This is a genomic window from Agromyces italicus DSM 16388, assembly GCF_000421545.1.
In the GTDB taxonomy this organism is placed as follows: domain Bacteria; phylum Actinomycetota; class Actinomycetes; order Actinomycetales; family Microbacteriaceae; genus Agromyces; species Agromyces italicus.
In genome coordinates, this window is the sequence record NZ_ATXF01000005.1 from 71,419 (window position 1) to 86,173 (window position 14,755).

Below are 14,755 nucleotides of genomic sequence, written 5' to 3' on the forward strand. Positions count from 1 at the left end.
CGAGCGGCTGACGCGCCGACCGGGCGACCGGCTCAGAGCCTGACGACCCCGGTCACCCGCACCACCGCGACGCCCTCCTCGGCCGAGGCCTCGAGGTCGACGTCGGCTCGGATGCGCCAGTCGTGGTCGCCCGCCGGGTCGTCGATCGTCTGCTCCACCCGCCAGATTCCGTTCGAGGCATCCGTCTCGTCGATCTCGATGAGCCGAGGCGAGCGCGCCGCCGCGCCCGCCCCCATCTCGTCGTGCTCGGCGTAGTAGCGGTCGAGCGCGCCCGGCCAGTCGACCTCGGGGTCGAGCTCGGCGAGCTCGTCGTCGCGCTCCAGGGCGGCGAGCTGCACCCGGCGGAACAGCTCGTTGCGCACCAGCACGGTGAATGCCCGCCGATTGGTGACGACCGACGGCGGTGCGGGCGGCACGACGGCCTGCTCGTCCTCGGGCAGGTGCGCCGATGGGTCGATGAGCTCGGCCCACTCGTCGACGAGGCTCGAGTCGACCTGGCGCACGAGCTCGCCGAGCCACTCGATGACATCGAGCAGCTCCTCGTCCTTCGCGTCGTCGGGCACCGTCTGGCGCACGGCGCGGAACGCGTCGGAGAGGTACCGCAGCACGAGGCCCTCGCTGCGGGCGAGCTGATACTGCGAGACGTATTCTCCGAACGACATACTGCGCTCGAACATGTCGCGCACGACCGACTTCGGCGAGAGCGCGAAGTCGCGCACCCACGGCTGACTCGAGGCGAACGTCTCGAACGCCTGATGCAGCAGCTCGTCGAGCGGCTTCGGCCAGGTGACCTCCTCGAGGGCCTCCATGCGCTGCTCGTACTCGACGCCCTCCTGCTTCATCGCGGCGACCGCCTCGCCGCGTGCCCTGAACTGCTGCTGCGAGAGAATCGGCCGCGGGTCGTCGAGCGTCGACTCGATGACCGAGACGACATCGAGCGCGTAGTGCCCGGTCGCGATCCCGGTGCCGGGGGCCGCGTCGGGGTCGAGGAGTTCGATCGCGGCGAGCGCGAACGGCGACAGCGGCTGGTTGAGCGCGAAGTTCGGCTGGAGGTCGACGGTGAGGTGCAACTCGACGCCGAGGGGATGCGCCGTGGCATCCGCGCTCGGAGCGATCACCACCACCTCGGCGTCGCGCAGCGTACGCAGGATCTCGAGCGCCCGTCGCGCGAGCTCGAAGCGTCGCGCGCGCGACTCGTGGTTGTCGAACACGAGCGAGCGGATGTCTCCGACGACGTCGCCGCCCCGCGCGATCACGTTGATGAGCATCGCCGCGGTGAGCTTCAGGTGCGGGGTCAGCGCCTCGGGCACGGCCGTGATGAGCCGGTCGAACGAGACTTCGCTCCAGGTCACGAAACCGGCGGGCGCCTTCTTGCGCACGATCTTCTTCAGCTTCTTCGGGTCGTCGCCGGCCTTGCGCACCGAGACCTCGTTCTCGATCTCGTGATCGGGCGCGAGCACGACGACGGTGCCGGCGGTGTCGTAGCCGGCGCGACCGGCACGGCCGGCGATCTGGTGGAACTCGCGAGCGCTGAGCTGCCGCATGCGCTGCCCGTCGAACTTCGACAGCGCCGTGATCAGCACCGAGCGGATGGGCACGTTGATGCCGACGCCCAGGGTGTCGGTGCCGCAGATGACCCTGAGGAGCCCTCGCTGCGCGAGAGTCTCGACGAGCCGGCGGTAGCGCGGAAGCATCCCGGCGTGGTGGACGCCGATGCCGGCGCGCACGAGCCGCGAGAGCGTCTTGCCGAACGCCGTGTTGAAGCGGAACCCGCCGATCGCCTCGGCGATCTCGTCGCGCTGCTCGCGCGTCACGACTCGGATCGAGGACAGCGCCTGCGCGCGCTCCATCGCGGCGGCCTGCGAGAAGTGCACGATGTAGACGGGCGCCTGGCGGGTCTCGAGCAGCTCCTCGACCGTCTCCTGCACGGGCGTCTTCGCGTAGGAGTAGTGCAGCGGGACCGGCCGCTCGACGCCCGTGACCTGCGCGGTCGGCCGACCGGTGCGACGGGCGAGGTCGTCGGCGATGGCATCGACGTCGCCGAGCGTCGCCGACATCAGCACGAACTGCACGCGCGGCAGGGTGATGAGCGGCACCTGCCAGGCCCAGCCCCGGTCGGGGTCACCGTAGAAGTGGAACTCGTCCATCACGACCTGGGAGACCTCGGCGTCGGCGCCGTGCCGCAGGGCGAGGTTCGCGAGGATCTCGGCCGTGCAGCAGATGATCGGCGCGTCGGAGTTCACCGAGCTGTCGCCCGTCACCATACCCACGTTCTGCGCGCCGAAGATCTCGACGAGCTGGAAGAACTTCTCGCTCACGAGCGCCTTGATCGGCGCCGTGTAGTACGAGCGGCCGCCGCGCGCGACGCACGTCGCATGCGCGGCGACCGCGACGAGCGACTTGCCGGTGCCCGTCGGCGTCGAGAGGATCACGTTCGCCCCCGACACGATCTCGATGATCGCCTCGTCCTGCGCGGGGTAGAGCGCGAAGCCCCGGTCGTCGGCCCACTCGACGAAGGCGTCGTACATCGCATCGGCGTCGTACGGGCGCGGGGCACGGTCGAGGAGGGGCTGGGTCACCCGTCGAGTCTGTCACGCGCGCGGTCGCGCGCCGGTTCACTCGCGCGGGGCGAAGCTCGGCGTCAGCCTGCCGAGCCGGCGCTCGGTCGCCGGGTCGAGCGCTCCTGGCGCATCCGGCGCCCAGCTCGCCCCGGGTCGGCTCGCGGATGCCTCGGCGCGCCTGATCTCCACGAGCGGGCCCGCGGCCGACGACCAGGCGATGCGGCCGTGCTCGAAGCGAGCCGACAGCAGTCCGTCGTCGCCGGTCTCGGTGTCGCCGACGGGCATGCCGAGCGCAGAACGCTCCCAGCCGAGGAGCGCCCAGATGTCGCGCACCATGCCGCGTACCACGCGAGCGCCGTGCTCGGGGGTCCAGTAGACCGAGCCGCCCTCGAAGTGGGCATGCCCGCCGGGGCGGGGCGTGCCGTCGGGCCAGACGAGCGATGCGGAATCGGTGATCGGGAAGCCGAGGAGCGAGGCCTCTGCTCCGAGCGCCTCCCATCGCTCGGCGACGGGCCCGTGCACCTCGTGCGCACCGGTGCGACTCGACCAGCACACCGCTCCGCCGTCGAATCGGCGCAGGTACTGCTGGCCGTCGCCGAGCCGTTCGTGCCGCCCCCGGGGCTCGCCCATCCAGTCGTGCTCGGCACGCTTCGCGCCGATCGCGGCGACGGCGACCAGGAAGAGGTCGGCGGGCCGGTGCCCGTCGTCGTTCGGGAGCCGCTCGGCGCGGACGGGCGCGGTCATCCACTCGGCCATGCCGATCCTCTCGTTCGCTCGGGCAGGTGCGCGAACCGGGATCGTGCCCCGGTGGAACAGGGAAGCCGGCCGCACCTCGTGTTCGGGTACGAGGTGCTGGCCGGCCTGGGATCACCGAGGTTCCGCGCTGACAGTTCCCCCTGCGGTGCACGGGCGGCGATCGGTTCCCAAGGTATTGGCCCCGGTGCGCCGAAGGATCAGGGTTAACCCTGAACTTCTCCGCTGCGTTCGCCGCCGACTCGCGCGGTCGGCCGCCAGACGTCGCCCGGCCGGCCGCCCGTGACGAGCTCGACCGCCGATTCGACGAGACGGAACGGCACGAGCGCGGCGATCTGCACCAGCACGAGGGGGCCGAGCAGGGCGAGCGAGAAGCTCAGCGTCGCGACGAGTGGCGCGAGCCGCCCCCGCAGGATCGAGGCGAGCCCGACGACCGGCCATACGACGAGCCAGAACGGATTCGAGAACGCCGCGACGGCAGCGCCCACGAGCACGAGCGCCCCGATCGCCGACTGCGCGAGCACGAGCCATCCGGCGGCGCCGCCGAACTCGCGCTCGCGATCGGCCGACACCCACGCCCACATCAACCGCGCGCGCAGCCGCGGCACGCCCTGCTCGCGGAGCGCCGTGCGGAACACCCGGTCGTCCTCGCGCCGCTGCGCGAGGGCCGCCCTGCGGTCGCCGAGCGCAGCCGCCTCGCGCGACCGGGCGTCGTGCAGCACGGCGGGCGCCGACTGCCGTCCGTAGCTCGCGATGAGCCCCCAGAGCGGCGTCGGCACCGAGGCGAGATCGCTCGGGGCGGCGGATGCCTCGCCGCGGGCCGGCACCCGGTAGCGGCGGCCCGTCTCGGGGTCGAGGTAGACGAGCGCCGCGGTCAGCTCGAAGCTCGCGGCATCCGCCGGTCGCTGCGCGAGGCCGAGCTCGTCGAGGCGATCACCGTCGTCGGTGTGGAAGGGCATGCGACCTCCTCGGCTCGCGACCCATCATGCCGCGCGCCGCCGACGTCAGCCGAGCAGCAACGCCAGGCCGAGCAGAACCGGCAGGCAGCCGAGCGTCGTGATGAACACGGTGTCGCGTGCGAGGATCTCGGCGGTGTCGTAGCGCTGCGCGTAGTTGAACACGTTCTGCGCCGTCGGCAGCGCCGCGAGCACGGTCACGGCGTACAGTGCGGTGTCGTCGAGCCCGAACACGAAGCGGCCGAGCAGCCAGGCGACTGCGGGCATCACGAGGAGCTTCAGCGTCGACGCCAGCAGCACCTCGCGGCGCCCGCTGCCGGCGGCGAGCATCCGTTGGCCGTTCAGCGAGAGCCCGAACGAGATGAGCATGAGCGGCACGGCCGCGTGGCCGATCAGCTCGACCGGTTCGAGCACGATCGGCGGCAGCTCCACCCCCGACACCGCGACCGCGACCCCCGCGAGCGAGCCGACGATGATCGGGTTGGTGAACGTACCGCGCACGATCTGCCCGGCCGAGGTCCTGCCCTCGACGCGGGCGCCCAGGATCGCGAGGGCGACCGGGGCGAAGAGCAGCAGTTGCAGCAGCACGATGGGCGCCGAGTACGCGGCGTCGCCGAGCATGTACACCGCGATCGGGATGCCGAAGTTGTTGCCGTTCACGTAGCCCGAGGCGAGCGAGCCGATGACGCTGCGCGCGAGGCTGCGCCGCCAGAGGAGCATCGCGATCAGGGCGAACACGAGCATCATCGTGACGGCGGCGAGCGCCGAGACGGGCAGCAGCACGGAGAACAGGGCGCCGACGTCGGCGGTCGCGAGCACGGAGAACAGCAGGAACGGTGCCAGGACGTTGAAGGTCAATCGGGCGAGGATGGGGCGCGCCTCGGGCCCCACGACCCCGGTGCGACCGGCGAGCCAACCCACGAAGACGGCGAGCGCGATCACCGCGAACCCCGTGAAGACCGATGCCATGGCTCTCGAGCCTATCGGCAGGATGTCCCGCCTCGATGGCCGAAAGCCGCCGTCGGGTAAGGAATCTTTACTGCTATCTTCGACGGATGCCGACCGTCTCCTCCGCCCGCTGGGCGCTCATGGCCCAGTTCGCCCTGTTCGGCCTCATCCAGGTCTCGTGGATGAGCAGGATGCCGTCGATCCGCGACGCCCTCGAACTCAGCTCGCTGCAGCTCGGCTCGCTGCTGATCATCGGCGGTGTCGGCTCGCTCATCGGCGCGCTCACCGTCGGCGCGATCATCGCGCGCTTCGGCAGCCGCCACGTGCTCATCGCCGGCGTCGTCGGCAACGTCATCGGCTTCGGCCTGGATGCCGCGGGGCTGCTCGGCTACGGACTCGGATTCTTCATCGCCGGAATGGCCGTCAACGGCGTGTGCGGCGCCCTCGTGAACGTGCCGATCAACATCAATGCCGCTGCCGTCGAGCAGCGCCTCGGCAAGGCGGTGCTGCCGCAGTTCCACGCGGCGTTCTCGATCGGCGCAGCACTCGGCGCGCTCGTCGCGGCGGGCTTCGCCTTCGCCGGGGTGCACGTCGCAGTGCAGATCGTGATCGTCACGGGCATCGTGACCGTGCTGCGCGCAATTCTCGTCGCGCCTGCCACGACGCTCACGCGGCAGACCCCGGTCACCACCGCGACCGGATCGGTCGACGCGGCCTCGACCGGCGCGCGAAACCGGGACGCCGTGCGATCGGCGCTCGGCGCGTGGCTCGAACCGCGCACACTGCTGCTCGGGGTGGTCCTGCTCGCGGCCTCGCTCGCCGAGGGTGCGGCCACCACCTGGATCTCGCTCGCGGTCGTCGACGGCTTCGCCGCCGCCGAGGCGACGGGCGCGATGGCCTACGGCACCTTCGTCGGGGCGATGACCGTGTTCCGCTTCGTCGGCACGGGGGTCATCGACCGGTTCGGACGCGTCGCGGTGCTGCGCGCCTCGGGGCTCTCGTCGCTCGCGGGTCTCCTCCTCTTCGTGTTCGGCCCCGATCTCGCCTGGGCTTGGGTCGGCCTCGTGCTCTGGGGCTGCGGCACGGCGCTCGGCAATCCGATCGCGATCTCGGCGGCCTCCGACGACCCCGCGCGGGCCGGCCAGCGCGTCTCGGTCGTGACCTCCTTCTCGACGATCTCGTCGCTCGCGGCCCCGCCGCTGTTCGGCTTGCTCGCCGACGAGGTCGGTGCGCGCTCGGCGCTGCTCGTGGTGGGTGCCGTCATCATCCTGAGCCTCGCCGTCGCCGGGCAGGCGCGACGTCGGCCCGCCCCGGCCGAAGCGGCGCCGGCCGCGCCGGCCACGCCGGCCACGCCGAGCGCAGCCGTCGACGCCTGAGGCGCCGCACCGCATGGCCGGAGATCGCCACCCGATCGGTCGCGGACCGCGGACTTCGTCCGAGACTGCGGTTTTCCCCGAAGTTCTGGCGCGACCGGGTCGCGGGGCGCGACCGGGTCGCGGGGTGTCGCAGGGTCGCCGGGTCATGGGACGCGGAGTGTCACCGGGTCGCGGGATGATGACGTGATGGCGACGACGAAGTTCGATCCGAAACGCGAGATCCCGAGCTACACCGCCGCGCACGACCGCTTCGACCTCGTCGAGGTACCGCCGCTGCGCTACGCGATGATCGACGGCGAGGGCGATCCCAACACGGTGCCCGAGTACGCCGTCGCGGTCGAGGCCCTCTTCGCCGTCTCGTACGCGGCGAAGTTCCAGAGCAAGCTCGAGCTCGACCGCGACTACGTGGTCGGCCCGCTCGAGGGCCTGTGGAGCGCGGCCGACCCGTCGACCTTCGTGACCCGTGAGAAGTCCGCCTGGCACTGGACCATGATGATCTGGCAGCCCGACTGGCTCACCCCCGAGGTGCAGGAGGCCGCGGTCGCCAAAGCCCTCCCGAAGGCACCGGCCGCCCGGCGGCTGCGCTTCGAGACACTCGACGAGGGACTCTGCGTGCAGACGCTGCACCGCGGCGCCTACGACGACGAGGGCCCGACGCTCGCCCGCCTGCACGACGAGTTCATGCCGGCGAAGGGCCTGCGCTTCAACGGGCGTCACCACGAGGTCTACTTCGGCGACCCGCGGCGCTCCGCGCCCGAGAAGCTTCGCACGATCCTGCGGCAACCGGTCGCCCGCAGCTGAGCCGCGACCCTCGCGCTTACCCGCGCCCGGCCGCACTCGCGCCCCGCACCCGCGCGCCTACCCGCGCCCGGCCGCACTCACGCCCCGCACCCGCGCGCCTACCCGCGCCCGGCCGCACTCGCGCCCCGCACCCGCGCGCCTACCCGCATGCCCCGCACCCGCGAGCCCCACACCACATGCCACGCACCCGCGCGCCACACCCGCGCGACACCCGCATGCGCCACACCCGCGCGCGCCACAACCTCGGATACCGCCACAAGATCGGGGCAATTCTCGCGAATGCGTCCGAGATCGTGGCGATGCCCGAGGTTGTGGCGGCGGAGCGATCCGGCTCAGCCCTCCTGCTCTGCGCCGAAGCGCTGCCGCGCCTCGACCGGGATGAGCGGGCGCTCAGCCCTCGCCTTGATCTGCTGCACGGCCCAGGTGTTGCCGTCGGGGTCGGCGAAGCCGAAGAAGGTGCCGCCGTCGCGCGGGTCGATCACCTGGATCGGGCTCGCGTCGACCCCGCGCTCGATGAGTTCGGCGCGAGCCGCCTCGGCGTCGGCGACGACGAGTTGCAGGCCCTTCAGCGAACCGGGCGCCATCTCGTTCTGCGCCGGCAGCGAGCCGATCACGATCGAGCACCCCGAACCGCGCGGCGTGAGCTGGGCGATGTGCACGTGCTCGTTGCGGGTGTCGTGGTCGAGATCGAACCCGACGCGATCGCGGTAGAACTCGATCGACCGGTCGAGGTCGGCGACGGGGACGATGACGACTTCGAGCGTCCAGTCCATGATGTACTCCTTCGGATTGTGGGCCGGTGTCAGGCGACGAGCGCGTCGAGGCGCGCGTAGCCCTCGGTCAGGCCGGTCTCCATGCCGCTCGCGACCATGCCGTCGCGACTCGCCACATCGGGGTAGACCGAGTGGATGTTGAGGCGGGTGCGTCCGTCGCCGAGGTCCTCGAAGCGCAACGTCTCGAGCGCGACGACGTCGGGGTACCCCTCGAACTCGAAGGTCTGGATCGCGATCTCGTTCTCGCGCACCGAGTGGAAGGTGCCGTTGAAGGCCCACTTCGCGCCGTCGGTGTCGGTGTGCACGTAGCGATACCCGCCCTGCGGCACGAAGTCCCACCGCTCGACGGCCATCTCGTAGCCGTCCGGCCCGAGCCACTGCTTCACGAGCGCGGGGTCTCGGTGGGCCTCGAACACGGCGGCCACGGGAGCGTCGAACTCGCGCTCGATATCGATGAAGGGCAGCCCCTCGGGGGCGGTGATGGTGACGGCGTTGGTCATGATTCTGTCGCTTTCTTGCGGGGGCCGGCCGGCCGGCCGGCCCCGGTGGTATCTGATGCTGCGGCACGGCCGCCGCGGTCGGCGAGCAGCGCGTCCAGCGAACGGAACTGCTGCTCGTGGATCAGCCGGTATCGGTCGATCCACGCGGTGAGGGCTTCGAGGGCCGCCGGGTCGAGATGCACCGGGCGTCGCTGGGCGTCGCGCGTTCGCGTGACGAGGCCGGCGTGCTCGAGCACCTGGATGTGCTTCGAGACGGCCTGCTTGGTGATCTCGAACGGGTCGGCGAGCTCGTTGACGGTCGCCGGCCCCCGGCTGAGCCGGGCGATGATGCGCCGGCGGACCGGGTCTGCGAGGGCCATGAACGCATGATCGAGTCGGTCGTCCGCACTCGGGTCCACGATCATCACCCCTCCTCAACCTGTTCATTGATCAACTGTTTGGTTGATTAAAGAATAGGACTGCCGGATGTCGCGGTCAAGTACTTCTTCGCGGACGGTCCCGATCGCGTCGACGATCTTGGCGCCCGCCGCGGCGAACACTGCGCCGAACTCGCCCACTCGGCGGAGAGTCGCGCGAGCAGAGCGACCCCGTTCAGGGCTTGCGGCGTGCCGTGCGGGCGAGAATCATCGGCACCGACCGCTCATCCAGTCGAAGGGAACGAACCATGGCACGCCTCAACCCCTACATCAACCTCAAGGACAACGCGCGCGCGGCGCTCGAGTTCTATCATTCGGTGTTCGGCGGCGAACTCACCGTCAGCACCTTCGCCGAGTTCGGCCAGGCCGACGACCCCGCCGACGCCGACAAGGTCATGCACGGTCAGCTCGAGGGCGAAGGCGGCATCGTGCTCATGGCCGCCGACACCCCGAGCCACATGCCGCCCGCACCCGAGACGAGCAACATCTCGGTGTCGCTCTCGGGCGGTCACGAGGACGACGCGACGCTGCGCGGGTACTGGGAGAAGCTCCGGGCTTCGGGCTCCGAGATCGTGCCGCTCGAGGTCGCACCCTGGGGCGACGCGTTCGGCATGTGCACCGACGGCTACGGCGTCACCTGGCTGGTCAACATCGGCGGCCCCGGGCAGGGTTGAGCCGATCCAGGCGACGTCGCCACCTGTTTGCAGGACATATGAGGGTTTACAGGACGCCAACGCTTTCGAACGTCCTGTAAAGCCCCAATTGTCCTGTAATGCCGTGGCGGCTCAGTCGAAGCGCCGTGGCGGCTCAGTCGAAGCGCCGTGGCGGCTCAGTCGAAGAGCCGTGGCGGCTCAGTCGAAGAGCCGTGGCGGCTCAGTCGAAGAGTTCGGAGAGCCAGCTCTCCTTCTTCTTGCGGCGATAGCCCTGATCGCCGTACCCGCGGTTGTCGTATCCGCGGTTGTCGTAGGGCTGCTGGTAGGCCTGCTGACCGTAGGCCGGCTGCGGCGGCGCGGGCGGCGCCTGCGGTGCGGCAGGTGCGGCAGGTGCGCCGGGTGCGGCCTGCGCACCCCCGAACTCCCGGCCCGCCCGCTCGACGATCTTGTCGAGTTCGCCGCGGTCGAGCCAGACCCCGCGACACGTCGGGCAGTAGTCGATCTCGATGCCGCTGCGCTCGCTCATCACGAGCACGGTTCCGTCACTGGGGCATTGCATGGGGGGCTCCTCCTTCGGGGCCGACCGCGGCCGGGGTCGATGTGGTTCCGATCGTAGGCAGCGAAGCTTTGAAGACGCTGCGGGGCACCCGCAGACGACGGATGCCCCGGCGCACCTCCCGCGAACGGGAGGGCGCCGAGGCATCCATCGTATGAAACGCGCTGGGAGAACTACCCGATGACGGTGATGTTCTCAGCCTGCAGGCCCTTGGGGCCGCGGGCGGTCTCGAACTCGACCTTCTGGTTCTCCTCGAGCGAGCGGTAGCCGCCCGACGCGATCGCGCTGAAGTGCGCGAAGACATCGGCCGTGCCGTCGTCGGGGGCGATGAAGCCGAAGCCCTTGTCGGCGTTGAACCACTTGACGGTTCCGGTTGCCATATTCATTTCCTTCTGTAGAGCCGCGTCGCCGAGGCGACTGCGACGTGCACGACTCCCAAGTCGTGCGGGTTCCCTGCGACGATGTCCGCCGCGGGGAGCGCGCGGCCGTTCGTGCAGATGACGACGGTCGCAGAAACCACACTAGACGGTCAAGCTGTGATACGGCCCGGATACGACGAACGCCGCCGCAGCTCGCGCTGCGACGGCGTTCGACTGCCGATGACTCAGAGGCCGCGGATGTTCTCCGCCTGCAGGCCCTTCGGGCCCTGCGCGACGTCGAACTCGACCTTCTGGCCCTCTTCGAGCGAGCGGTAGCCGTTGCCCGAGATCGCGCTGAAGTGCGCGAAGACGTCGGCCGAGCCGTCGTCGGGAGCGATGAAGCCGAAGCCCTTTTCGGCGTTGAACCACTTGACGGTTCCAGTTGCCATACTGCTGTCCTTCTGTCCTTATGGGCCGCTGTCGCGGGCCCGATGCGATCGACGGTCGATCGCTGCCCCGCACGGCGGGTTGCCAGACGGAGCGGGGGCGAGGGGCGGTGTGCCATGCAGGCATCCGCCGTCTCGTATCGGGTCATGCCACGCGGATCGGTCCGCCTCCGGGCAATCGAATGGAGGCGCGGGCAGGCGCCCGCTTGATGGAGGAATCAGTGAAGATACACTATCGATTTCTTCGCCGCAGCACACCGGTCGCTACCGGATTGTGACGTTCGGATCGGACACCCTGTGGAATTCCAGCCCGTTCGCAGCTCGAACGGAGGAGAATCGGGGGCATGGATCGCCGCCCCCTCGGTCTCGTCGCTGCCGCCTACGCGGCGCTCGTCCTCTGGGTGACGGTGGGTCCGGCTCCGTGGCGCACGAGCGGCAACCAGGTCGAGGGCGGCATCCTGAACGTCGACGCATGGACGGCCCAGGTGACGTGGACCACCGGCTACCTGGCCGAGATCGCGTTCAACGTCGCGCTGTTCATCCCCGTGGGCGCGCTCGCGGCGCTGCTCCTCCCGCGACGGGTCTGGCCGCTCGCCCTGCTCGCCGGCCTCGCCTTCACGACCGTGATCGAGCTCATCCAGGTTCCCGAACCCGATCGCATCTCCGACCCCCGCGATCTCGTCATGAACACGGCCGGGGCGATGCTCGGCGTGGTGCTCGTGCAGGCGGCACGCGGGGTGCGCCGGGCCGGAGCCGTCGCCGCTTCCGAGGTCGTCCCGCCGACGGCGGCACTCGCCCCAGCGACGCCGCACGACCTCGCCCCCGCGACGCCGCGCGAGCTCGACACCGAGGCATCGCACGACCACGACCACGTGCTCGCCGCCATGGGGAGTTCTGCCGATCGCGCAGCCTGACGCGCGGCCCTACAGTGGGCGGATGACCTCTCCCGACGCCGCGGCCGCGAATGGCTGAGCGCCCGGCGGGCTGGTACGACGACGAGTCGGATGCCACGTGGCTGCGCTATTGGGACGGCCGCGGCTGGACTCCGCACACGGCGCACAAGGCGGCCGCCCCGGCACTCGCCCCCGGGCCCGTCACAGCGTTCGTGCCGGCGCCCGCGTCTTCCGTGCCTGCGCCCACACGTTTCGTGCCCGCGCCCACGCGTTTCGTGCCCACGGCCGCGCCCACCCCTCCGGCGAGCGGCGAGCGGGGTGACGAGCTCGCCCAACCCCTCATGCAGACCATGCGTCTCGTGCCCGAGCACACGACCGTGCCGACCCCGTTCGGTCACGCCGTGGCATCCGCATCGCCGTTCGCGACGAGGCCGGTGCGCTCGGACGATCGCCTCCCGCGCGGGCGGGTGGTGCTGATCGTCGTCGCCGCCCTCATCGCCGGCTCGCTCGTCGTGACCCTCGCGTCGAGCGTCGCGATGCTGCTGCTCGTCTGACGCTGCACGAGGGAGCGAGCGAGACACCGCAATCCCTTGACGGGCGGTGCCGCGCTGAGGAGAGTGTGAGCATCGAGAGGATCGCGATGACCACCTTCGGCATCGAGGAGGAGTTCGTCTTCCTCGACCCCGAGACGCTCCGCCCGGCCGACGTGGCCGACGCCGCCTTCACGCACCTCGCTGCCGACCCGCGGTGGAAGCCGCTCACCCACCGCGAGTTCCTCGCGGCGCAGGTCGAGCATGCGTCGGCGGTGTTCTCGATCATGACGGAGGCGCAGGAGGCGCTCGTCGGGTTCCGCCGCGAGGTCGCCGCCGAAGCAGGCCGGGCGGGAGTGCTCGCCGCGAGCGTCGGCTGCCCACCCGATGCGCTGCCCTTCCCGACGATCACCGCCACCCCCAGATACCTGCGGATCGTCCACGAGATGGCCGGCGTCATCGCCGACCATCAGATCCAGGGGCTGCATGTGCACGTCGGCATCGGCGACGCCGATCAGGGCGTGCGCGCCCTGAACGTCATTCGGAGCTGGTTGCCGCTGCTCGCGGCCCTGACCGGCAACTCGCCGATCTGGCGCGGGCACGACACGGGCTACGAGAGCTGGCGCAACGTGGGTCAGCGCCGTTGGACGACGACGGGCTGCCCGCCCGAGTTCCGCGACGCCGCCGACTACGAGCGACGCATCGAACGGCTCGTCGGCATCGGCGGCATGAAGGACCACGCGATCATCATGTGGGCGGCTCGGCTCTCGACGCACGTGCCGACCGTCGAGATCAGGGTCGCCGATGCGCAGCTCGAGGCGTGGTCGGCCGTGCTGATCGCGGCGTTGTGCCGGGCGCTCGTCGACAGCGTCGTCGATGTCTCTCTCGGTGCTTCGGCCGCCGTCGTGCCGAGCGCCGAAGCCGCCCCGGGGCCCGAGCTCTTGAACGCCGCGCTCCTGCACGCGGCGCACAGCGGGCTCGATGCGCTGGTGCTCGACCCCGTGCTCGGCGAACTCCGCTCGGCTCACGAGGTGCTCGATCGGGCACGGTCGGTGCTCGCTCCCGCGCTCGAGGCGAGCGGCGACGTCGAGCTCGTCACGACGGGACTCGCACGGCTGCTCGACGAGGGCACGGGCGGGGCGCGGCAGCGCGCGGCCTTCGCATCGGGCGGGATGCCGGCGCTCGCCGAGCTCTACGCGTCGACGTTCACGGCCGAGGGCTGAGGCGGCGCCGGGCCACCTGGCCACCTGGCCACCGGGCCACCGGGCCACCGGGCCACCGGGCCACCGGCACACGGGCTCACGGGCACCGGCACACCGGCGCGCCGGCACCGACCCCGATCAGACCGAGCGGCGCCGCGGCGCGACCCGGTGGCTCGCGGTGACCTCGAAGGTGCGCTGCAGCGGGGCCGAGACCGAGTCGCCCAGTCGCTGTGCGACCCGGACGAAGAGGAAGTCGACGACGGCGAGCTGCGCGATCCTGCTCGACATCGCCCCGACCCGGTAGCTCGACTCCCGGGCATGCGTCGTGAGCACGAATTCGGCGAGCTCGGCGATCGGCGAGTCGGGCGAGTTCGTCACGGCCACGGTCGTCGCGCCGCCCTCGCGAGCGACCTCGAGCGCGTGGTTCGTCTCGGCGGTGAGGCCCGAGTGCGAGATGCCGATCGCGACATCCCCGGGCCTCCGCAGCGCCGCCGAGACGAGCGCGAGGTGCACGTCGACCGAGCAGAACGCCGAGATGCCGATGCGGGCGAGCTTCTGCTGCAGGTCCTGGGCGGTGAGCCCGCTCGAGCCGAAGCCGTAGAGGTCGACGTGGGCGCCGGCCACGATCGCGTCGACGACGCCGTCGAGCACCGTCGTGTCGAGGGCGCCCGCCGTCTGCTCGATGGCCAGCACCTCGTGGAAGGCGATCTTCGCCACCACCTCGGCCGCCGTGTCGTCGGGGTCGATATCGGCGTTCGCGATGCCGAAGCGGTCGCGCTCCGCCGCCTCGCGGCTCACGGCGCTCGCGACCTCCATGCGGAACTCGCGGTAGCCAGAGTAGCCGAGCGTCTGGCAGAACCGGGCGACCGTCGACAGCGAGGTGCCGCAGACGCGCGCGAGATCGGTGATGGTGAGGTCGACCACGAGCGTGGGGTCGGCGATGATCGCCTCGGCGACGCGCGCCTCGGACGAACTCAGGCGCGGCAACGCCTCACGCACGGTCGAGAGCACGTTCGCCGACATCTCCAGCCT

At 71.0% G+C, this 14,755-nt stretch carries 18 protein-coding genes; 6 read left to right on the forward strand and 12 right to left on the reverse strand.

From position 1 onward, the window contains the following. Window positions 1-32: 32 nt before the first annotated feature. The 4 genes from H516_RS0104620 to H516_RS0104635 all read right to left on the reverse strand — a co-directional run bounded on the left by H516_RS0104620 (window position 33) and on the right by H516_RS0104635 (window position 5,239). Window positions 33-2,579: a DEAD/DEAH box helicase gene (locus H516_RS0104620; RefSeq protein ID WP_022888548.1), complete on the reverse strand. Its 2,547-nt coding sequence runs from the start codon at window positions 2,577-2,579 to the stop codon at window positions 33-35. Window positions 2,580-2,615: 36 nt separating this feature from the next. Then, window positions 2,616-3,317: an LGFP repeat-containing protein gene (locus tag H516_RS18320; protein ID WP_022888549.1), complete on the reverse strand. Its 702-nt coding sequence runs from the start codon at window positions 3,315-3,317 to the stop codon at window positions 2,616-2,618. 203 nt (window positions 3,318-3,520) lie between these two features. Further along, the gene (locus tag H516_RS21165; RefSeq protein WP_022888550.1) at window positions 3,521-4,273 is read right to left on the reverse strand and encodes a DUF1353 domain-containing protein; all 753 of its coding nucleotides are present in this window, start codon (window positions 4,271-4,273) and stop codon (window positions 3,521-3,523) included. A 45-nt stretch (window positions 4,274-4,318) separates the two neighbouring features. Then, on the reverse strand, window positions 4,319-5,239 hold the full coding sequence (locus H516_RS0104635) for an AEC family transporter (protein ID WP_022888551.1): 921 nt from the start codon (window positions 5,237-5,239) through the stop codon (window positions 4,319-4,321). 86 nt (window positions 5,240-5,325) lie between these two features. On the opposite strand from H516_RS0104635, the gene H516_RS18330 reads away from it, so the two are divergent. Together H516_RS18330 and H516_RS0104645 are read left to right on the forward strand one after the other, a co-directional pair. Then, window positions 5,326-6,594, forward strand: coding sequence for an MFS transporter (locus H516_RS18330; RefSeq protein ID WP_022888552.1), 1,269 nt, complete (start codon window positions 5,326-5,328; stop codon window positions 6,592-6,594). Window positions 6,595-6,780: 186 nt separating this feature from the next. Beyond that, window positions 6,781-7,395 (forward strand): GyrI-like domain-containing protein, encoded by a 615-nt coding sequence (locus H516_RS0104645; protein ID WP_022888553.1) that lies wholly within the window; start codon window positions 6,781-6,783, stop codon window positions 7,393-7,395. 332 nt (window positions 7,396-7,727) lie between these two features. Here the strand turns inward: H516_RS0104645 and H516_RS0104650 are convergent, their stop codons facing one another. Genes H516_RS0104650 through H516_RS22810 form a run of 4 tightly spaced genes read right to left on the reverse strand, consistent with a single transcriptional unit; the run spans window position 7,728 to window position 9,225 of the window. Continuing rightward, on the reverse strand, window positions 7,728-8,168 hold the full coding sequence (locus H516_RS0104650) for a VOC family protein (protein ID WP_022888554.1): 441 nt from the start codon (window positions 8,166-8,168) through the stop codon (window positions 7,728-7,730). Window positions 8,169-8,197: 29 nt separating this feature from the next. After that, window positions 8,198-8,668, reverse strand: coding sequence for an SRPBCC family protein (locus H516_RS0104655; protein WP_022888555.1), 471 nt, complete (start codon window positions 8,666-8,668; stop codon window positions 8,198-8,200). Next, window positions 8,665-9,072, reverse strand: coding sequence for an ArsR/SmtB family transcription factor (locus H516_RS18335; protein WP_022888556.1), 408 nt, complete (start codon window positions 9,070-9,072; stop codon window positions 8,665-8,667). Before H516_RS18335 ends, H516_RS0104655 begins: the two co-directional genes overlap by 4 nt. Before the next feature lie 18 nt (window positions 9,073-9,090). Then, window positions 9,091-9,225 carry a hypothetical protein gene (locus H516_RS22810; RefSeq protein ID WP_281166811.1) on the reverse strand — a complete coding sequence of 45 codons (135 nt, stop codon included), beginning with the start codon at window positions 9,223-9,225 and terminating at the stop codon, window positions 9,091-9,093. 107 nt (window positions 9,226-9,332) lie between these two features. Between H516_RS22810 and H516_RS0104665 the strand changes: the two genes are divergently transcribed. After that, the gene (locus H516_RS0104665; RefSeq protein ID WP_022888557.1) at window positions 9,333-9,758 is read left to right on the forward strand and encodes a VOC family protein; all 426 of its coding nucleotides are present in this window, start codon (window positions 9,333-9,335) and stop codon (window positions 9,756-9,758) included. A 199-nt stretch (window positions 9,759-9,957) separates the two neighbouring features. Here H516_RS0104665 and H516_RS0104670 read toward each other — a convergent pair whose 3' ends face one another. The 3 genes from H516_RS0104670 to H516_RS0104680 all read right to left on the reverse strand — a co-directional run bounded on the left by H516_RS0104670 (window position 9,958) and on the right by H516_RS0104680 (window position 11,101). Beyond that, on the reverse strand, window positions 9,958-10,296 hold the full coding sequence (locus H516_RS0104670; RefSeq protein WP_022888558.1) for a TFIIB-type zinc ribbon-containing protein: 339 nt from the start codon (window positions 10,294-10,296) through the stop codon (window positions 9,958-9,960). A gap of 170 nt (window positions 10,297-10,466) precedes the next feature. Next, complete coding sequence (locus H516_RS0104675; RefSeq protein WP_022888559.1) at window positions 10,467-10,673, reverse strand: cold-shock protein; 207 nt, start codon at window positions 10,671-10,673, stop codon at window positions 10,467-10,469. Window positions 10,674-10,897: 224 nt separating this feature from the next. Beyond that, complete coding sequence (locus tag H516_RS0104680; protein ID WP_022888560.1) at window positions 10,898-11,101, reverse strand: cold-shock protein; 204 nt, start codon at window positions 11,099-11,101, stop codon at window positions 10,898-10,900. 341 nt (window positions 11,102-11,442) lie between these two features. On the opposite strand from H516_RS0104680, the gene H516_RS18340 reads away from it, so the two are divergent. From H516_RS18340 to H516_RS0104695, 3 genes are all read left to right on the forward strand, one after another. Then, complete coding sequence (locus H516_RS18340; protein ID WP_022888561.1) at window positions 11,443-12,012, forward strand: VanZ family protein; 570 nt, start codon at window positions 11,443-11,445, stop codon at window positions 12,010-12,012. 50 nt (window positions 12,013-12,062) lie between these two features. Then, complete coding sequence (locus H516_RS21990) at window positions 12,063-12,545, forward strand: DUF2510 domain-containing protein (RefSeq protein WP_022888562.1); 483 nt, start codon at window positions 12,063-12,065, stop codon at window positions 12,543-12,545. Window positions 12,546-12,631: 86 nt separating this feature from the next. Next, window positions 12,632-13,744 carry a carboxylate-amine ligase gene (locus tag H516_RS0104695; RefSeq protein WP_026378428.1) on the forward strand — a complete coding sequence of 371 codons (1,113 nt, stop codon included), beginning with the start codon at window positions 12,632-12,634 and terminating at the stop codon, window positions 13,742-13,744. A 117-nt stretch (window positions 13,745-13,861) separates the two neighbouring features. Here H516_RS0104695 and H516_RS18345 read toward each other — a convergent pair whose 3' ends face one another. After that, entirely contained in the window at window positions 13,862-14,746 is an 885-nt protein-coding gene (locus H516_RS18345; RefSeq protein WP_022888564.1) for a MurR/RpiR family transcriptional regulator, read from the reverse strand. Window positions 14,747-14,755: the final 9 nt, after the last annotated feature.